This is a genomic window from Aureimonas psammosilenae (assembly GCF_009176975.1).
GTDB lineage: Bacteria > Pseudomonadota > Alphaproteobacteria > Rhizobiales > Rhizobiaceae > Plantimonas > Plantimonas psammosilenae.
Genome location: NZ_WEZG01000002.1, coordinates 392,927 through 411,818 on the forward strand (window position 1 = coordinate 392,927; position 18,892 = coordinate 411,818).

The 18,892-nt window shown below is 65.5% G+C and carries 17 protein-coding genes; 9 read left to right on the plus strand and 8 right to left on the minus strand.

Annotation, left to right across the window (positions count from 1 at the left end):
- Window positions 1-4: 4 nt before the first annotated feature.
- Window positions 5-454, minus strand: a complete 450-nt coding sequence (locus F9929_RS05770) for a hypothetical protein (protein WP_152045588.1) — start codon at window positions 452-454, stop codon at window positions 5-7.
- Window positions 455-513: 59 nt separating this feature from the next.
- Window positions 514-1,353, minus strand: coding sequence for a 23S rRNA (adenine(2030)-N(6))-methyltransferase RlmJ (locus F9929_RS05775; RefSeq protein ID WP_152045589.1), 840 nt, complete (start codon window positions 1,351-1,353; stop codon window positions 514-516).
- 122 nt (window positions 1,354-1,475) lie between these two features.
- On the opposite strand from F9929_RS05775, the gene F9929_RS05780 reads away from it, so the two are divergent.
- The 4 genes from F9929_RS05780 to F9929_RS05795 all read left to right on the plus strand — a co-directional run bounded on the left by F9929_RS05780 (window position 1,476) and on the right by F9929_RS05795 (window position 5,425).
- Window positions 1,476-2,588: an alkene reductase gene (locus F9929_RS05780; RefSeq protein ID WP_152045590.1), complete on the plus strand. Its 1,113-nt coding sequence runs from the start codon at window positions 1,476-1,478 to the stop codon at window positions 2,586-2,588.
- Window positions 2,589-2,688: 100 nt separating this feature from the next.
- Window positions 2,689-4,797, plus strand: a complete 2,109-nt coding sequence (locus F9929_RS05785) for a molybdopterin oxidoreductase family protein (RefSeq protein ID WP_152045591.1) — start codon at window positions 2,689-2,691, stop codon at window positions 4,795-4,797.
- 71 nt (window positions 4,798-4,868) lie between these two features.
- Entirely contained in the window at window positions 4,869-5,132 is a 264-nt protein-coding gene (locus F9929_RS05790; RefSeq protein ID WP_152045592.1) for a type II toxin-antitoxin system ParD family antitoxin, read from the plus strand.
- On the plus strand, window positions 5,129-5,425 hold the full coding sequence (locus tag F9929_RS05795) for a type II toxin-antitoxin system RelE/ParE family toxin (RefSeq protein ID WP_152045593.1): 297 nt from the start codon (window positions 5,129-5,131) through the stop codon (window positions 5,423-5,425). Before F9929_RS05790 ends, F9929_RS05795 begins: the two co-directional genes overlap by 4 nt.
- A gap of 21 nt (window positions 5,426-5,446) precedes the next feature.
- Here the strand turns inward: F9929_RS05795 and purN are convergent, their stop codons facing one another.
- The gene (purN, locus tag F9929_RS05800; protein WP_152045594.1) at window positions 5,447-6,043 is read right to left on the minus strand and encodes a phosphoribosylglycinamide formyltransferase; all 597 of its coding nucleotides are present in this window, start codon (window positions 6,041-6,043) and stop codon (window positions 5,447-5,449) included.
- Window positions 6,040-7,107, minus strand: a complete 1,068-nt coding sequence (gene purM / locus F9929_RS05805) for a phosphoribosylformylglycinamidine cyclo-ligase (protein WP_152045595.1) — start codon at window positions 7,105-7,107, stop codon at window positions 6,040-6,042. Before purM ends, purN begins: the two co-directional genes overlap by 4 nt.
- Window positions 7,108-7,274: 167 nt before the next feature.
- Between purM and F9929_RS05810 the strand changes: the two genes are divergently transcribed.
- The 4 genes from F9929_RS05810 (at window position 7,275) to F9929_RS05825 (ending at window position 13,098) form a co-directional block, all read left to right on the plus strand.
- On the plus strand, window positions 7,275-8,462 hold the full coding sequence (locus tag F9929_RS05810) for an AI-2E family transporter (RefSeq protein WP_152045596.1): 1,188 nt from the start codon (window positions 7,275-7,277) through the stop codon (window positions 8,460-8,462).
- Window positions 8,459-9,139 carry a P-loop NTPase family protein gene (locus F9929_RS05815; protein ID WP_152045597.1) on the plus strand — a complete coding sequence of 227 codons (681 nt, stop codon included), beginning with the start codon at window positions 8,459-8,461 and terminating at the stop codon, window positions 9,137-9,139. Before F9929_RS05810 ends, F9929_RS05815 begins: the two co-directional genes overlap by 4 nt.
- 307 nt (window positions 9,140-9,446) lie before the next feature.
- Entirely contained in the window at window positions 9,447-11,591 is a 2,145-nt protein-coding gene (locus tag F9929_RS05820) for an RNA degradosome polyphosphate kinase (protein ID WP_235919084.1), read from the plus strand.
- Window positions 11,587-13,098: a Ppx/GppA phosphatase family protein gene (locus tag F9929_RS05825; protein WP_152045786.1), complete on the plus strand. Its 1,512-nt coding sequence runs from the start codon at window positions 11,587-11,589 to the stop codon at window positions 13,096-13,098. The genes F9929_RS05820 and F9929_RS05825 overlap by 5 nt, the downstream gene beginning before the upstream one ends.
- 39 nt (window positions 13,099-13,137) lie before the next feature.
- Here the strand turns inward: F9929_RS05825 and rnd are convergent, their stop codons facing one another.
- The gene (rnd, locus tag F9929_RS05830) at window positions 13,138-14,292 is read right to left on the minus strand and encodes a ribonuclease D (RefSeq protein WP_152045598.1); all 1,155 of its coding nucleotides are present in this window, start codon (window positions 14,290-14,292) and stop codon (window positions 13,138-13,140) included.
- Between the two features lie 163 nt (window positions 14,293-14,455).
- Between rnd and aspS the strand changes: the two genes are divergently transcribed.
- Window positions 14,456-16,246, plus strand: coding sequence for an aspartate--tRNA ligase (gene aspS / locus F9929_RS05835; RefSeq protein WP_152045599.1), 1,791 nt, complete (start codon window positions 14,456-14,458; stop codon window positions 16,244-16,246).
- 35 nt (window positions 16,247-16,281) lie between these two features.
- Here the strand turns inward: aspS and F9929_RS05840 are convergent, their stop codons facing one another.
- The 3 genes from F9929_RS05840 to F9929_RS05850 are packed head-to-tail and all read right to left on the minus strand — an operon-like array spanning window position 16,282 to window position 18,750.
- Window positions 16,282-16,941, minus strand: a complete 660-nt coding sequence (locus F9929_RS05840; RefSeq protein ID WP_152045600.1) for a TenA family protein — start codon at window positions 16,939-16,941, stop codon at window positions 16,282-16,284.
- 49 nt (window positions 16,942-16,990) lie between these two features.
- Window positions 16,991-17,509 (minus strand): 2'-5' RNA ligase family protein, encoded by a 519-nt coding sequence (locus F9929_RS05845; protein ID WP_152045601.1) that lies wholly within the window; start codon window positions 17,507-17,509, stop codon window positions 16,991-16,993.
- Window positions 17,506-18,750, minus strand: a complete 1,245-nt coding sequence (locus F9929_RS05850; protein WP_152045602.1) for a hypothetical protein — start codon at window positions 18,748-18,750, stop codon at window positions 17,506-17,508. The genes F9929_RS05845 and F9929_RS05850 overlap by 4 nt, the downstream gene beginning before the upstream one ends.
- Between the last annotated feature and the right edge of the window lie 142 nt (window positions 18,751-18,892).

Consider the following 18,892-nt stretch of genomic DNA (forward strand, 5'->3'; position numbering starts at 1 on the left):
CCGATCAGAAACGACGCAGCGACGAGCAGTTCGCCCCGTAGATGTACCAGCGGTCGAGGCCGAGCACGCAGCCTTCCGCCTTCCAGCCGAAGGACGCGTAGCCCTGCGGATAGGACACACGGTAATAGACCGTGTGCCGCTGGTTGTCCGACAGCATCACGCTTCCCTGGCAGTAGCGCCGCTCGATCGAGGCGTTGTCGGTGCGGGGGAAGAAAGCCTTTTCCGCGAGATTGGAGAACTCGGCGACGGTGACGTCCGACTGGAGCATGTGAACCGCGCCGTGCTCGAACTGGTCCTCGACCTGTCCGAGAACCCGCGGATCGTTGCAGGCCGGGACGATGCCCTCGACCGACTGGGGCGCGGGGCTTTCCCGCAGGTAGTCCGCCGCCTTGGCGCCGGAGAACGGTGCGCCGGCCAAGGTGGCGGCAAGAACGAGGCTGTGCAGAATGCGCATCGCGCGGCGACTCCGGACAAAACGCTGCCGCATGAAAATTCGCGGCCCTTAACGCAGTGTTAGGGCCGCTCTGCCGTGATCGCAACGACTTGGGCCGAGGCGCGACCGCTTTTTCCCAAGGGTTGTTCCAGAATTGCCATGATTCGCGTCGCTTTTTCCGCGAAAGTGTAGGGCGGGTTCACCACTGCCAGCCCCGTGCCGACCAGCCGATCGACATCCGTCGCGAAGGGCTCGCGCATGAATTCGGCGGCGCAGATGTTGGGAATCTCCGTTTGCGCCAGTTCGGCATGCAGCCTGTCTCGGTCGGCGCGGCGCTTGATCGGATACCAGATCGCGTAGATGCCGCCCGGCCAGCGCCGATGGGCCGCCGCCAGCCGATCCGCGATCCGCTCGATCTCGTTCACCTCCTCGAAGGGCGGGTCGATCAGCACCAGCCCGCGCTTTTCCTTCGGCGGCAGATGGGCGTTCAGCGCCAGCCAGCCGTCGAGCGCGAAGGTCTTCACTTGGACATCGCCGGCGAAAAGGCCGGCCAGCCGCTCGGCATCGGCGGGATGCAACTCGTAGACCGACAACCGGTCCTGGCGCCGAAGAAGACGGCGCGCGATGAGAGGGGAGCCGGGATAGGCGTCCACGCCTTCGCCGGTCGCGAGGCGAATGTAGTCGGCAAGCTCGGGAGCCGTGGCCGCAGGGGAAGACAGAAGCGCGTCGATGCCTTCCAGATATTCGCCGGTGCGCCGCGCCTCGTCGGCGGACAGGTCGTAGCGTCCGATGCCGGCATGGGTGTCGATCACCCTGAACGGCTTTTCCTTCCTCTTCAGGTATTCCACGATCTCCACGAGAAGAGCGTGCTTGACGACATCGGCGAAGTTGCCGGCGTGAAAGGCGTGGCGGTAGTTCAAAGTGGTTTTCCCGGCGAACGGATCGTTCCGCGCGTTTGTCGCTGCATTGCGGAAGAAGCTCCCTATCTATGGCGGACGGCGCCGCCGGCCGGTCGTCCGTATCAGAATTCAAGGAGCCCTTCATGGCCCAGTCGAAACTGTTCGAGCCCTTCGATCTCGGACCCATCCACCTTCGGAATCGTGCCGTGATGGCCCCGCTGACCCGCTCGCGCGCGAGTTCGGACGGCGTTCCGAAGGAGATGCATGTCGAATATTACCGCCAGCGGGCGGGCGCCGGTCTCATCATCGCGGAGGCCACCAACATCACGGAGGAAGGGCGCGGCTATGCCTGGACGCCCGGAATCTATTCCGACGAACAGGTGACGGCGTGGAAGAAGGTGACGGACGCCGTTCACGCCGAGGGCGGCCGGATCGTGCTCCAGCTCTGGCATGTCGGGCGCATCTCGCATCCCGATCTTCAACCGAACGGCGGGCTGCCCGTCGCGCCCTCCGCCGTGAAGCCATCCGGCAAGGCCTTCACGGAAGAAGGCTTCAAGGATCATGTCGAGCCGCGAGCCCTGGAGGAAGCCGAGTTTCCGCGCCTGATCCAGGATTACGTGAAGGCGACGCGCAATGCCCGCGCGGCCGGCTTCGACGGCGTCGAGGTCCATTCGGCGAACGGCTACCTTCTGGACCAGTTCCTGCGCGACGGCACCAACAAGCGCACCGACCGCTATGGCGGCTCGGTGGAGAACCGGATGCGCCTGCCGCTCGAAGTCGTGGATGCCGTGGTCGGCGCCTGGAACAAGGAGCATGTCGGCATCCGCATCTCGCCGGTGACGGTGATGGGCGGCTCCAGCGAAAGCGATCAGCAGGGCGTCTTCAACACCTATGTCGAGGAGCTTTCGAAGCGTGGTCTGGCTTATCTCCACGTCATCGAGGGCCAGACGCAGGGCGACCGCGCCAAGGACGGCTTCGACTACGACGCGCTGCGCCAGCGCTTCGACGGGCCCTACATGGGCAACAACGAATATGACTTCGACCTCGCGATCCGGCGTCTGGACGAGGGCAAGGTCGATCTCGTGTGCTTCGGGCGGCCCTTCATCGCCAATCCCGATCTCGTCACGCGCCTGCGCCTCGGCGCGCCGCTGGCCGAGGCCAACAAGGACACGTTCTATGGCGGCGACGAGCGCGGCTACACCGACTATCCGGCCCTGACGCCGGAGGAGAAGGCCCGCTACGTGCAGGCCGCCTGAGAGCAAGCGGCGAGGGGCGGGCGATCCCGCCCTTCGCCGATCCAAGGCATCGCCGGAATGAATTTGGGGCGGCGGCCGGTCGGGTGTATGCCGAGGAGCCATGAACCAGCTTCTTCCCATCCGCACCGGCCACAGCGCTTGTCCGCACGACTGTCCCTCGACATGCGCGCTCGATGTCGAGATCCTCGGCCCGAACACGGTCGGCCGCCTGCGCGGCGCGAAGGACAACAGCTACACGGCCGGCGTCATCTGCGCGAAGGTCGCCCGCTATGCCGAGCGCATCCATTCACCGAACCGCCTTCTGCAACCGCTTCAGCGCGTCGGCGCGAAGGGAAGCGGCGAATGGCGGGAGATCGGCTGGGACGATGCTCTCGATCTCGTCGCCGAGAAATTCGTGGCAGCCGAACAGCGGCACGGCGCGGAAAGCGTCTGGCCTTACTTCTATGCCGGCACGATGGGGCTGGTGCAGCGCGACGGCATCAACCGGCTGCGCCATGCCAAACGCTATTCCAACCAGTTCGACACGATCTGCACCAACATGGCCTGGACGGGTTGGTTCGTCGGCACCGGGCGGCTGACGGGCGTCGACCCGCGCGAGATGGCTGCATCCGATTGCGTGGTGATCTGGGGCACGAACGCGGTGGCGACGCAGGTCAACGTGATGACCCACGCTGTGGAAGCGCGGCGCAAGCGTGGCGCGGTCATCGTCGCGATCGACATCTACGACAACGCCACGATGGCTCAGGCCGATCTCGCCCTGAAGCTGCGACCCGGCACGGACGGCGCGCTCGCCGCCGCGCTGATGCATGTCGCCTTCCGCGACGGGACAGCCGACCGCGCCTATATGGCGCGCTACACGGACGATCCGGCCGGGCTCGAAGCGCATCTGGGGAGCCGAACGCCGGAATGGGCGGCGGCGATCACGGGTCTTTCTGTTGGCCAGATCGAAGAGTTCGCGGGGCTGATCGGCCGCACGCCCCGCACCTTCTTTCGTCTCGGCTACGGCTTCACCCGCCAGCGCAACGGCGCGCCGGCCATGCACGCGGCCCTTTCGGTGCCCGCCGTCTACGGCCATTGGCAACATGAAGGCGGCGGCGCCTTCCACACCAATTCCGACATCTTCGGTCTCGACAAGAGCCTCATCATGGGCACGGCGATGCGCGATCCGTCCGTGCGCTTTCTCGACCAGTCGCGGATCGGCAAGGTGTTGACCGGCGACCGCGAGGCCCTATCCGATGGGCCGCCGGTGACGGCGATGATCGTGCAGAACACCAACCCCGCCAATGTCGCGCCCGAACAGCGGCTGGTGCGCCAGGGTTTCCTGCGGGACGATCTCTTCACCTGCGTCCACGAGCAGTTCATGACGGACACGGCAAAGCTCGCCGATCTCGTGGTGCCGGCCACCATGTTTCTGGAGCACGACGACATCTATCGCGGTGGCGGGCAGAACCACATCACGCTCGGCCCCAAGCTGGTCGATGCGCCGGAAGGGGTGCGCTCCAACCATTTCGTCGTGGAGGAACTGGCCAAGCGCCTCGGCGTCGCCGACCGGCCGGGCTTTGGTCTCAGCGAGCGCGATCTCGTGGACGACATGCTACGCCGCTCGAACCGGGGAACGCTCGAAAGTATCGAGGAAGGCCGCTGGATCGACTGCCAGCCGGAGTTCGAGCGCGCGCATTATCTCGACGGCTTCGGCTGGGCCGACAAGCGCTTCCGCTTCCGGCCCGACTGGAACGGCGCGGCGCTCGGACCGAACACGCCGCCGAACTCGCTCGGGCCTCAGGGGCCGGTCGCAGGTCTGCCTGAATGGCCGGACCACGCGGCGCTGAACGAGGTGGAGGACGCCGAGCACCCATTCAAGCTCGCCACATCGCCGGCGCGCCAGTTCCTCAACTCGACCTTTTCGGAAACCGCCGGCTCACGTTCGCGCGAACGGCGGCCCGAACTCATGGTGCATCCCGACGACGCTTCGCGCCTTCATCTCGCCGACGAGACGGTTGTGACGATCGGCAATCACCGGGGCGAGGTGCGTCTACACGCCAAGGTCACGGACAGCGTACGCTCCGGCGTCGTGATCCACGAAGGGCTTTGGGGCAATTCGGACTTTCTCGACGGGGAGGGCATCAACACCCTCGTCGGCTCCGACCCCGTCGCCCCCTGCGGCGGCGCGGCGTTCCACGACACGAAGGTCTGGGTGCGGGCGGGGTGACGGCCGTTGTTCGATTGGCGGCCGGCTGAGGCATCGGTTAGATTGAAGTCGGGAACGAGGGAGCCGGTAGAATGGCGACGGTTGAGCTAGGGGATCGCTACGAAGCCTGGATCGCTCAGCTTTTGCGGAGCGGTCGCTTCACGACGCGTAATGCCGTTTTGCGTGAAGGTCTGCGGCTTCTCGAACAACAGGAAGAGGCGCGCCGGACGCGGATCGATGATTTGCGGGGTGTGATCCGTGAAGGCGATGAGAGCGGGCCAGCCGAACCGCTCGATCTCGACTCCATCCGGGCGGAAGCGCGAAAAAGCACGAGGAACGGATCGAGCGACCAGTGACGCTGGCTATTCTCCGCCGGCCGAAGGCTCGCGAGGACCTGATCGAGATCTGGAGCCGTATCGCCGAAGAAAGCGAGGATGCTGCGGATCGCTTTTTCGATAGGGTCGAAAAGATTCTCGATATGCTCGGCGAGCACCCGCAAGCGGGTCGCAGCCGATCGGAAATCGACGCCGGATTGCGCAGTTTTCCGGTGGCGAACTACGTCCCGTTCTACCGTCTGGCGGACGACACCTTGATCGTCACGCGCGTTATCAGCGGCTATCGGGATCTCGACGGTCTCGATTTGCGCTGACGTTTTTGAAGGTGCTCTATCTCAGAGCCTCGCTTCTGTTTCTGCCAACAGCACTGCCGCCAACGCCCTTGGATAGAGCTTATGCTCTTCCACCAGCACGCGGGCGGAGAGGGCCTCGGCAGTGTCGCCGGGCAGAACCGGCACGTCGGCTTGCGCGATCACCGGTCCGGCATCCATTTCAGCGGTGACGAAATGGACGGTGCAGCCGTGGCGCTCTTCGCCCGCCGCGATGGCGCGGGCGTGGGTGTCGAGGCCGGGGAACTTCGGGAGAAGCGATGGGTGGATGTTGATCATCCGCCCCGCGAAGCGCTCGGTGAAGCCGGGCGACAGAAGCCGCATGAAGCCGGCGAGGCAGATCACGTCGATTCTCGCATCCTCGATCGCTGCCACGAAAGCAGCCTCGTGTTCGGCCTTGGAGGCATAGGCCTTTCGGGGAAAGGCGCTCGTCGCGATGCCGTTGTCGGCGGCGAAATGGAGGCCGGCAGCGTCCGCGCGGTCGGAGAGAACCAGCACCACGTCCCCCGGAAAGGCCGGGTTCCGCGCCGCTTCCACCAGCGCGGCCATGTTGGAGCCGCGCCCGGAGATCAGAACGGCGACGCGCTTTCTGAGGGGTGTCAAAGCTTCAGCTCGCCCTGAAAGACCACGCTGCGATCGGTCCGGTCTATGAGGGTGCCGAGACGCATGACGCTTTCGCCCTCGCGCCGCAGAACCGCTTCGACCTCGTCCGCCGCTTGCGCTCCGACCGCGACCACCATGCCGACGCCGCAATTGAAGGTGCGCAGCATCTCGTCCCGCGACACGCCGCCCGTGGCCGCCAGCCAGCGGAAGACCGGTGGGACCTCGATGGCGCTCATATCGACGCTCGCCGCAAGACCGTCCGGCAGAACGCGCGGGATGTTCTCGACGAAGCCGCCGCCGGTGATATGGGCGAGCGCCTTGACGCCGGCCGTTTCGCGAATGGCGGCGAGAAGCGGCTTCACATAAATGCGCGTCGGCTCGATCAGAGTTTCGCCCAACGTCCGGCCGCCGGCCTTGAAGGGGGCGGGGGCGTCATAAGCGGCGCCCGAAAGCTCCACGATGCGCCGCACCAGCGAATAGCCGTTGGAATGGACGCCGGACGAGGCGAGGCCGAGAAGCACGTCGCCGACGCCAAGGTCGGCGCTCGGCAGAAGCTGGCCGCGTTCGGCTGCACCCACCGCGAAGCCGGCGAGGTCGTAGTCCTTTTCGGCATAAAGGCCCGGCATTTCCGCCGTTTCGCCGCCGATCAGCGCGCAGCCGGCCAGCCGGCAGCCATCCGCGATGCCCTTGACGATGGCTTCGCCTTGCGCCGGATCGAGCTTGCCGGTGGCGAAATAATCGAGAAAGAACAGGGGCTCGGCACCCTGCACCACGAGGTCGTTGACGCACATGGCGACGAGATCGATGCCGATCGTGTCGTGAAGGCCGGTATCGATGGCGATCTTCAGCTTGGTGCCGACGCCGTCATTGGCCGCGACCAGCACCGGGTCGGTGAAGCCGGCGGCCTTCAGATCGAACAAGCCGCCGAAGCCGCCGATCTCGCCATCGGCGCCCGGCCGCCGCGTCGCTTTCACATGCGGCTTGATGCGTCGCACGAGTTCGTTGCCGGCGTCGATATCGACACCCGCTTGCGCATAGGTCAGACCGTTTCGCGTGTCGCTCATCGCCGTCTCGCCTGCCGGAACATGGCGCGGGACTGGCATGGAGTGCGCGTTGGGGCAAGAGCCTTCCTTCACGCGCCCTTGACCCTTTGCCGGCCCGGCCCCTATCTCCACCACCACGCGCGCGGTTCGAAACACGAGCCGCCGGCGCCTTCTTCGGAGAAGCGGATTTGGATACGGCCCATCGCAGCCGCCTTCTGCGCAGGCAGGTTCTGTTCTGGAGCCTGGCGGCGCTCGTTCTCGTCACTCTCCTTTTCGTCTTCTCCTCGATCCTCCTGCCCTTCGTCCTGGCGATGTGCCTCGCTTACTTCCTCGACCCGGTGGCGGACGCCTTCGAGCGGCTCGGCCTGTCGCGGCTCATGGCGACACTGCTGATCCTCGTTCTGTTCGTGGTGTTGCTGGTCGCCTTCGTGCTCGTGGTGGCGCCGGTGATCGCCAGCCAGTTCAACAGCTTCGCGCAAAATCTTCCGAAATACCTGCAGCAAATTCAAGCACTGGCTGAACAACTTCGCCAAGGCCGCTTCGGCTGGCTTCTCGCCACCGATCAGCAGCGTTTGCAGGAGGATATTTCCGGCATGGTCGGGCAGGTCAGCAGCGTCGCGACCTCGCTCCTGTCCTCGCTCTGGCGTTCCAGCCTTGCGCTGGTGAACTTCCTGTCGCTCTTCGTGGTGACGCCGGTGGTCGCCTTTTATCTTCTGCTCGATTGGGACCGGATGATCGCCAAGGTCGATTCCTGGGTGCCGCGCCAGCACCTCCTGACCGTTCGCCGGCTCGCGCGCGAGATCGACGGGTCGGTGGCGGGCTTCGTGCGCGGGCAGGGCAGCCTTTGCCTGATTCTCGGCAGCTATTACGCCATCGGCCTCAGCCTCATCGGCCTGAACTTCGGGCTGCTGATCGGCATGTTCGCGGGGATCATCTCCTTTATCCCCTATGTCGGTTCGCTCACCGGGCTGCTGCTCGCCACCGGCGTCGCGCTCGTGCAGTTCTCGCCGGACTGGATCTGGGTCGCAGCGACCCTGGCGGTGTTCTTTTCCGGCCAGTTCATCGAAGGCAACATTCTCCAGCCCAAGCTCGTCGGCGCGTCCGTCGGCCTCCATCCCGTCTGGCTGATGTTCGCGCTCTTTGCCTTCGGCGCCTTGTTCGGCTTCGTCGGGCTCCTGATCGCGGTGCCGGCGGCGGCGGCCATCGGCGTTCTCGTGCGCTTTGCGATTCAGCAATATCTGGAAAGCGAGATGTTCTTCGGCCGCGTTGCCGAGCCGCTCGATCCGGGCGTCCAGACGGTGGAGAAAGGTCCGATGCGCACCATGCTGGAAGCCGAGTTCGATCCGCGTGCGGAACCCGGACGGCCCGGCGCATGAAGGGCGGCTCGTCCCGGCAGTTCCCCCTTCATCTGCCCCATCATCCTTCGCTGACGCGCGACGATCTCATCGTGACGGACGCCAACGCCATGGCGGTCGCGGCCGTCGATGCTTGGCCGGAATGGCAGCATCCCGTGACGCTGGTGGTCGGCCCGGAAGGCGCCGGCAAGTCGCATCTGGCGGCGGCGTGGCGCGAAATGGCAGGGGCGATTGATTTCGACGGGCGTCTTCCGGAAGAACGACGCTTCGCCGTCGTGGTCGACGATCTCGATAACTGGGACGGGGCGGAGGAGCGATTGTTCGATCTCCTCAACGCCGCGCGTCTCGGTGGCGGATTCGTGCTGGCCACGGCGCGGCGTCGCCCGACCGAGATGAGTTTTCGCCTGCCCGATCTCCTGTCGCGCCTTCGCGCCGCGACGCTGACAGACATCGCGCCGCCGGACGAGGATCTGCTGCGCGGCGTTCTCGCCAAGCTTTTCGCGGACCGTCAGCTTGCCGTCGAGCCGAAGCTGATCGACTATCTGGCCGATCGCATGGAACGCTCGCTCGCCGCCGCACGTCGTCTCGTGGATCGCATCGACCAGCAGGCCCTTGCGGACAAGGCGCGTGTGACGCGTGGGTTAATCGGGCGCGTACTGGCGGAGGAAGAATCCGGCGACGCCGAAAGATTGTCGTGAAACTCGCATAAAGAGGCGCGAAAATGCGCTCCGACAGGCGGGGCTTCTGATTCGGGAAGGGCGGGGACCAGTGCAGAAGGTTGACGGATCGGCGGAAGTGGAAAGCTCGGTGGCGCGGGACGACAATCCGGTGGAAACGGCGACTGTCGTCGCGGAGCCGCGCCGACGCCCGGCCGCCCGGCGTAAGCCCGAGGCGGAAGGAACGGCGTCGCCGCAAACCATCGCCGATGTCGCCAGCATCAAGGAGCGACTGGAAGCCAATCTCGCGGATGCGAAGTCGCCGGTCTTTTCCGAACCCGCTTCGGCGGTGGAACTTCCGGCCGACCGCTTCATCAACCGCGAGATTTCCTGGCTGCAGTTCAATCGCCGCGTTCTGGAGGAATCGCAGAACACCTCGCATCCGCTCCTCGAACGGTTGCGCTTCCTGTCGATCTCGGCCGGCAACCTCGACGAGTTCTTCATGGTGCGCGTCGCGGGCCTCGCCGCGCAGGTTCGCGCCAGCATCACCCTGAAGAGCGACGACGGACTGACCCCGCAGGAGCAGTTGAATTCGGTTCTGGCCGAGGTCGATCTACTCCAGCAGCAGCAGCAGGCCTCGCTCGCCATTCTGGTGAAGGAACTGAGCGCCGAGAATATCCACATCGTGTCAGCCGGCGACCTGCCGCCGTCCGAGCGCCAATGGCTTGAGCAGCATTTCAACGAGGGCATCTTCCCGGTGCTGACGCCCTTATCGGTCGATCCGGCGCACCCGTTCCCCTTCATCCCCAATCTCGGCTTTTCCGTCGCGCTGGCCTTGGTGCGCGATCGCGACGGGCAGAAGATGAGCGCGCTTCTGCGCTTGCCGGTCGCGCTGCCGCGCTTCGTGGAACTGCCGCCGCAGCAGGACGCCGCCGCTTCCTTGCGCTTCGTGCCGATGGAAAGCGTGGTGGCGCTCTTTATCGGCCGGCTCTTCCCCGGCTACCGCGTGCGCGGGTCGGGCACGTTCCGCATCATCCGCGACTCGGACATCGAGGTCGAGGAAGAGGCCGAGGACCTCGTGCGCTTGTTCGAAACCGCCTTGAAGCGCCGTCGGCGGGGCCGGGTGATCCGCATCGAGTTCGATGCGTCCATGCCCGAAGACCTGCGCAACTTCGTCGCTAGCGAGGCCGGAGTGTCGGAATCGCGCATTTCGGTTCTGGACGGCATGCTGGCGCTGGAAGCGGTGTCGCAGATCGTCAAATGCCCGCGCGAGGACCTGAAGTTCGTTCCTTATATCCCGCGGTTTCCCGAGCGCATCCGCGAGCAGAACGGCGACTGCTTCGCGGCCATCCGCCAGAAGGATATCGTGATCCACCACCCGTATGAGAGCTTCGACGCGGTGGCGCAGTTCCTGCGGCAGGCGGCGCACGACCCGAACGTCATAGCCATCCGCCAGACGCTCTATCGTACCTCGGCCGACTCGCCGATCGTGCGCGCCCTGGTGGATGCGGCGGAAGCCGGCAAGTCCGTCACGGCGCTGATCGAGATCAAGGCGCGCTTCGACGAGGAAGCCAACATCCGCTGGGCGCGCGACATGGAGCGTGCCGGCGTGCAGGTGGTCTTCGGCTTCATCGAGAAGAAGACCCACGCGAAGATGTCCCTCGTGGTGCGCCGCGAGGAAGGCAAGCTCGTCAATTTCGTGCATGTGGGAACGGGCAACTACCACCCGATCACGGCGAAGATCTATACCGATCTCAGCTACTTCACCTGCGATCCGGACATCGCGCACGATGTGCTTCTCGTATTCAACTACATCACTGGCTATGCCGAGCCGACGAGCCTGAAGAAGCTCGCCGTGTCGCCGCTGACCATGCGCAAGCGCATCCTCGACGAGATCGAGGCCGAGGTCGTGCATGTAAGAGCAGGGCGCCCCGGCCAGATCTGGATGAAGATGAATTCGCTGGTCGATCCGCAGATCATCGACGCGCTCTACCATGCCAGCCAGGCGGGGGTGGAGATCGATCTGATCGTTCGCGGCATCTGCTGCCTCCGACCGCGCGTTCCGGGCCTGTCCGACAACATCCGCGTGAAGTCGATCGTCGGCCGTTTTCTGGAGCACAGCCGCATCTATTGCTTCGGCAACGGCGTCGGCTTGCCTTCCGACCGGGCGAAAGTCTACATGAGTTCCGCCGACCTCATGCCGCGCAATCTGGACCGCCGGGTGGAAGTCATGGTTCCGATCACCAATCCGACCGTTCACAGCCAGATCCTGTCGCAGATCATGCTCGGCAACATTCTCGACAACCAGCAAAGCTGGTCGGTGCTTTCCGACGGCGCATCGCGTCGCATCGTTCCGTCCGAGAACGAGCAACCCTTCAACACCCAGCGCTATTTCATGACCAATCCGAGCCTTTCGGGGCGCGGCAAGGCCCTGAAGTCGGACGCGCCGAGACTGATCGCAAGGCAGCGTGCAGAACATTCCCGCTACGATTGAACAAAGCGCGCAGGGGCGCATCGCAGGACGAAAGCCTGTCGCCGTGGTCGACATCGGCTCGAACTCGGTGCGCCTCGTCCTCTACGAGGGCAACAACCGCGCGCTGACCATGCTGTTCAACGAGAAGGTCCTGTCCGGTCTCGGCAAGGGCATCGCGCAGACCAACAAGTTGGACGAGCGCTCCGTCGCGAGCGCGCTCGGCGCCCTGAAGCGCTTTCGCAAGCTGATCGATCAGGCCGGCGTCGAGGAGGTTTATCCGCTCGCGACGGCGGCCGCCCGCGAAGCCTCCAACGGCCCGGACTTCGTGCGCGCCGCCGAAGAAGCGATCGGCACGCCGATCCGCATCCTTTCCGGCCAGGATGAGGCCTTCTATGCCGCGCAAGGGGTGATAGCGGGCTTCCATGTGCCGAACGGCGTCGCCGGCGATATGGGCGGCGGCAGCCTTGAACTCGTGGACATGGCGAATGGGCGAATCGGCACGGGGCTGACCCTGCCGCTCGGCGGTCTGCGGCTTCAGGATCTGTCCGGCAACGACATTTCCAAGGCGAAAGCGATCGCCGATTCCGAAGTCGCCAATTGCGGCATGACGGGGCTTGCCGAGGGCCGTCCCTTCTTCGCCGTCGGCGGCACGTGGCGCAACCTCGCTAAGCTTCACATGGAGCAGCGCCGTTATCCGCTCCACGTGATGCACGGCTACGAGGTGGCGGCGAGCGACTGGCTGACCTTCCTCGATATGGTGGTGAAGGGTGATCCCGAGAAGCTTCCTGGCATCGCCGCCGTGTCGAAGCCGCGCCGGGCGCTTCTGGCCTATGGCGCGGTGGCGCTCCAGGCGGTCTTGCGCCACCTGCGCCCATCGAGCGTCGTTCTATCCGCGCTCGGCGTGCGCGAAGGCTTCCTTCATACGCTTCTGACCGAAGAAGAACGGCGCAAGGACCCCTTGCTGGAGGCCTCGCGCGAATTCTCCATTCTGCGCTCGCGCTCGCCGCGCCATTCGGAAGAACTGGTGTCCTTCTGCCAGCGTACCTTCGAGACGCTCGGCATCGAGGAAACGCCCGACGAGGAGCGACTTCGCGCCGCCGCCTGCCTTTTGTCCGATGTCGGCTGGCGCGCCCATCCCGATTATCGCGGGCCGCAGAGCCTTTCGATGCTGGCGCACGCGTCCTTCTCGGCGGTGGATCATGCCGGCCGCGCTTATCTGGGCCTCGCCAGCTATTACCGGCACGAGGGCGACTTCCTGCAGAACGCCATGCCCGAGATGCAGACGCTCGCCGGCCCCCGGCTGATGGCGCGGGCGCAGCTTCTCGCGAGCTTGTTCCGCGTCGCCTATGTGCTGACCGCCTCGACGCCCGGCATCTTGGATCGGCTGCGTTGGCGGCCGGATGCGCGCGGCGGCTTCCGCCTCCTGCTGCCGCCCGATCTCGCCGGCCTCGTCAGCGAGAAGCCGCTCGGGCGGCTGGAGCAGTTCGCCAAGCTGGTGGATCGCCGCCTTCGCCTGGATATCGGCTGAAGGCGAGGCTTTCCCACGAAGGGAAGGCCTCGGGTCGCGTCAGGGCAGGCCGACCACGGCCACCTTGCGGTCGCGGAAGCAAAGCGCCGCGCGGCCGTCCAGAAGATCGAGCGCCCGTTCGCCGAAGATGCGGCGGCGCCAGCCTTCCAGCGCCGGCACGCGGGCATTGTCGCCCTCGACCGCCAGCTTCTCCAGGTCGTCCGTCGACGCGATGAGCTTGGCGGCGACGCCTTCCTCGTCCACGACGATCTTGAGAAGGACCTTCAGGAACTCCACCGCCGCCGCCGTGCCTTCCGGATAGTTCGGCTGCCTCGGGATCGGCGGAAGCTCGGATTTCGGCAGGGCATGAGCCTTGGCGACGGCCGCCAGAAGCGCCGCCCCGGTCGCGGAGCGCTCGAAACCCTTCGGCAAGGCGCGAAGCCGTCCCATCGCCGCTTCGTCGCGCGGCTGCTGCTGCGCGATCTCGTAGAGCGCGTCGTCCTTCAGGATGCGGCCGCGCGGCACGTCGCGGCTCCTCGCCTCGCGCTCGCGCCAAGCGGCGATCTCCTTCAGGACGGCGAGTTCGATGGGCTTTCGCGCCCGCATCTTGAGCCGCTTCCAGGCGTCGTCGGGATGCACGTCGTAGACCTCCGGCGAGGCGAGAACGGCCATCTCCTCGTCCAGCCAGCGCTCGCGCCCCTCCGATTCGATCCGGCTCCGCAGCAGGCGGTAGACGTCGCGCAGATAGGTCACGTCCGCCAGCGCGTAGGAAAGCTGCTCGGCCGACAAAGGCCGGCGACGCCAGTCGGTGAAGCGCGAGGTCTTGTCGATCTGGCCGTTCGTGGTCTTGGCGACGAGCTGATCGTAGGCGACGGATTCGCCGAAGCCGCAAACCATCGCGGCGACCTGCGTGTCGAACAGCGGCTGCGGAATGATGCCGCCGAGCTTGTAGATGATCTCGATGTCCTGCCGGGCCGCGTGGAACACCTTGACGACGTTCTCGTCCGCCATCAGCGCGAAGAACGGCGCGAGGTCGAGGCCGGGCGCCAAGGGGTCCACCAGAACCGCGAGGTCGTCGGAAGCCATCTGCACGAGGCAGAGCTCCGGCCAGAAGGTCGTTTCGCGGATGAATTCGGTGTCGACGGTGACGAACGGCGCCTGCGCCAGGACGGCGCAGGCCTCGGCGAGGGCATCTGTCGTGGTGATCGTGTCCATGTCCTTCCATAAACGAAGCGCGCGGGCGAGGGGAAGCAAAGCGGCGACCGAATCTTGACAGGACGGGGGCTTGATGTGCTTTTCCCCGCAACTTCGCCGAAGGCTGGACGCGCGATCCGCGCCGCATTACGGCGTAACGGTAACCGGAAAGACTGAGAACGCCATGCATCGCTATCGCAGCCATCACTGCGCAGCCCTCCGCGAGGCCGATGTCGGCACGAACGTTCGCCTGTCGGGCTGGGTGCATCGCGTGCGCGATCACGGCGGCCTTCTGTTTATCGACCTGCGCGACCATTACGGGCTGACGCAGATCGTGGTGGACCCCGATTCCGCCGGCTTCAAGACAGCCGAAACGCTGCGCTCGGAATGGGTGGTCAGGATCGACGGCCTCGTGAAGGCGAGAAGCCCCGAAACCGAGAACGCGCGCCTCGAGACCGGCAAGGTCGAGGTCTTCGCGACCGAGATCGAGGTTCTGTCGGAAGCCAAGGAACTGCCGCTGCCGGTCTTCGGCGAGCCGGACTATCCGGAGGACGTGCGCCTCAAGTACCGCTTCCTGGACCTGCGCCGCGAAACGCTGCACGCCAACATCGTGAAGCGCACGCGGATCATCGCCGCCATGCGCCGCCGGATGGGCGAGGCGGGCTTCACGGAGTTCTCGACGCCGATCCTGACGGCCTCCTCGCCGGAAGGCGCGCGCGACTTCCTTGTGCCGAGCCGCATTCATCCGGGCAATTTCTACGCGCTGCCGCAGGCCCCGCAGCAGTACAAGCAGCTCATCATGATGTCGGGCTTCGACCGCTATTTCCAGATCGCGCCCTGTTTCCGCGACGAGGACCCGCGCGCCGACCGCCTGCCGGGCGAGTTCTACCAGCTCGACGTGGAAATGAGCTTCGTGACGCAGGACGACGTCTTCGCGGCGATGGAGCCGGTGATTCGCGGCGTCTTCCAGGAGTTCGCCGACGGCAAGCGCGTGACGGAAAGCTTCCCGCGCATTCCGTATGCGGAAGCCATCCGCAAATACGGCTCCGACAAGCCGGACCTGCGCAACCCGATCGAGATGAGCGCGGTGACGGAGCACTTCGCAGGTTCCGGCTTCAAGGTCTTCGCCAACATGATCGCCAACGATCCGGCGGTGGAAGTCTGGGCGATCCCCGCCAAGACCGGCGGCTCCCGTGCTTTCTGCGACCGCATGAACTCCTGGGCGCAGGGGCAGGGCCAGCCGGGTCTCGGCTACATCTTCTGGCGCGAGGAAGCGGGCAAGATCGAGGGCGCCGGCCCGGTGGCCAAGAACATCGGCCCCGAGCGCACCGATGCGATCCGAACTGCGCTTGGCCTGGAGGCCGGCGACGCCTGCTTCTTCGTGGCCGGAAACCCGAAGACCTTCACCGCCTTCGCGGGCGCGGCGCGCACGCAGGTCGGCGAGGAACTGAACCTTGTGGACCGCGACCAGTTCAAGCTCGCCTGGGTGGTGGACTTCCCGTTCTACGAATGGAACGAGGACGAGAAGAAGATCGACTTCTCGCACAATCCCTTCTCCATGCCTCAGGGCGGGATGGAGGCGCTGGAAAGCCAGGACCCGCTGTCGATCAAGGCGTTCCAGTACGACATCGTCTGCAACGGCTTCGAGATCGCCTCGGGCGGCATCCGCAACCAGTTGCCGGAAACCATGGTGAAGGCCTTCGAGCTTGCTGGCTACACGCGGGCCGATGTCGAGGAGCGCTTCGGCGGCCTCTTCCGTGCGTTCCAGTACGGCGCGCCGCCCCATGGCGGCATGGCGGCGGGCATCGACCGCGTGGTGATGCTTCTGTGCGGCGTGAAGAACCTGCGCGAGATCACCATGTTCCCGATGAATCAGCAGGCCTACGACCTTCTGATGAGCGCCCCGGCGGAGGCGACGCCCGCGCAGCTTCGCGAACTCGGCCTTCGCGTCGCGCCGCAAGCGCCCAAAGGCTGATCCCGGCGCGCCGAAAGCGGCCGGGATCGCCCCGGTCACGCGCCTTGGTGGTTCGCCGGGGCGTAGGCGGCCTCAAAGAATGCGAGTTCCAGATCCACGGCGCGGGAAAAGAAGTCCCGCGCTGTTTCCTGTTCGGCGGGGCCGACGCGGTCGAGTTCGGATCGAAGGAAAGCGACGAAATCCCGGAAGTCGGGATTGTCGTGAAGCGTGATCCATTCCGCGTGGACGAAATCGGCCGGGAGCGGACTCGGCGCGCGTGAAGCCCAGTCGAGATAAAGCCATTCCGCGACGTTGAGAACGGCGAGGGCCGCCGCGTAGGATCGCGTTTCGCTCGCCTCAAACATGATCGCCTTGAAGCCGCTCGTCGGCGCAGTGTCGGGGATCGCCCGGCGCTCATCCTCGCTGATCCCGAGTTTCTCGAAGGCGCGCAGGAAGTACGTGTTCTCCTCGCCCGACACCATCCCAACGAAGCGGCCGAGCCTGAGGCGCGCAGGAAAACTGTCGGAAGACGCGATGGCGGCTCCCAACAGGGTCAGGAAGCTGTCCAGGAAGCGGTGGTCCTGAACGAGATAGGACCCCATCACCTCAGCCGATACCGTTCCGTCGAAGATCTCGGTGACGAAGCGATGCGAGACCGCCTTCGTCCATGTCTGCTCGTTTTCGCTCCGCAATCGTTCGGAGAAGGAATCGGGCATCGATGTTCCTTGGTTTATCGACTTTGGAAAATAGCGCGCGACGAACGGCTTACGGGGCCGCGAAAGGAAACTCGCCGGCTGCTTCCCACGGCCCGCCCCGGTAGTGCCAAAGAAGAAGGCCGGTGCCGGTGGCCTCGAAGGGTTGGAAGCCGGCTTGAAGCTCGGCGAAGAGTTGCTTGGCCTCGCGCGACGGCGCCTTGTTCTGGACCGTGACATGCGGGCGGAAGCCGGCTGCGTCCTGCGGCGTCAGGCGGCCGGCCCAGCGCGCCGCGAGATCCTTGCGGACCTGCGTCAGTTCGGGGCTCTCAAGGCGATAGGCCGAGCCGTAGCCGAGAAACACGAGACCCGAAACGCGAAGCGGCAGGGCGGCCATCTGCACCGTGACCTCGCGCAAGGTGGCGGCGATGTCGGCCAGATCCTCGCCCGGCAGGTGGTGGAACAGCGTCAGATGCGCCGGGATATGGTTGCGCTCCGGCGGAAAATACCGCCGGCGCGCCTCGTCGAAGAAGGCAAAGCTCCGCTCATCGAAGCCGAGCGTCAGGATGAGCGGTGCCGGTGCTCCCGTCACTGCGCGGCTGGCACGTCCGTGGCCGTTCCGGCGTCGCCGTCCTGCGCTTCGTCGGGCTCGTCCGTCGTCTGGTCGTTCGCGGTGACGCGAAGCTGGAGGACGTTCGGCAGGGTCTGCGGCGCGCCCATCACCGCGCCGAGGATCTGCGTCGCCGGAATGGCCTGCGCCGGATCGATCGAGACGGTCAGCGATTGCGGGTCCTTCAGGAACGCATCCACGGCGCTCGTGACCTGCGCCTGGAAGGCCGGGTTGTTGAGGCTTGCCAAGGACTGCGGCACGAGCTGCGACAGCGCTGAGATCAGTTGATCGCGGCTCTGGTTGTTCTTCTTGGCGTAGTAGTCGAGAAGCTTGCCGGTCAGCGAAGCGTCGGTGAAGCTCAGTTGCAGATTACCGATATTGAGCTGCGACATGAGCCCGATGATCGCCATGCCGGAAGACTGCGCCGCCTGCGGATCGGCCGCCATCTGCTTCTGGATCGTGGCGAGCGAGCGCGCGAAGGCGGGGGTGTAGCCGCCGATCGAATAGGCGAGATCCACCGCACCGACATTCTCGACCGTGAATTGGAGCGGCTCGACGGCCAGCGCGCCCGTCTTCGGGTCCCAGTTCATTTCCATGGAGCCGGTGCCGGTGAAGCTCTCGTAGCCGATGTCGCGCAGCGTCTTTGCCGCCTCGTCATCCTGCGGCAGGGCGATGGTGAAGTCGCCGAGGGTCGCTTCCGTCGCGATCTTGCCATCAGTGTCGACGGCGTTGGTGAGGCTGGTCGCGCCGAGCGTGAGGGCGTCCTTGCCACCCTCGGAAACCTTCAGGCCGTTCACCGCCGCGCTGTCGAAATAATACGGCGCTTCGCCCGGCAGTTTGGAAGGCCCGGTCTTCCCCGCGATCTGCAGGCCTTCGACCGCCATGCCGTTCGCCACGATCTGCCGGCCGTTTTCCGTCGTATTGATATCGGCGAAGGGGATGCGCGCGACCTTCCAGCCCTCCGCGTCCGAACCGGTCACGGTTTCGAACGTGACGTCGCCGAGCTTGGCCGCCCCATCGCCCGTGCCGGCCGTGACGCCCTTCAGGACGACGTTGTCACCGCTCGACTCTGCGCTGGCGAAGTTCAATGGGAAGGAGGTCTCGGCCGTCACTTCCTTCACGCGGTTGCCGAAGGCCTGGGCGTCGGCGGCCATGGCCGAGCCGGAGCCGGCAAGAACAAGGGCGAGGCCGGCGAGGATGCCGCGAGTGCGCGAAACTCTCATGAAGAACCTTTGCGTTGGTGGGCCGTCCGCCGAGGCGAATCGCTCGCGGAAAGGGTCGGGCAAGACTCATCTTCGAATTGCAGGTAAACTGTGGCGGCCTGCGCTGCCAAGATGAGGCGCAACGGGTTTTCGCCAAGGGGCG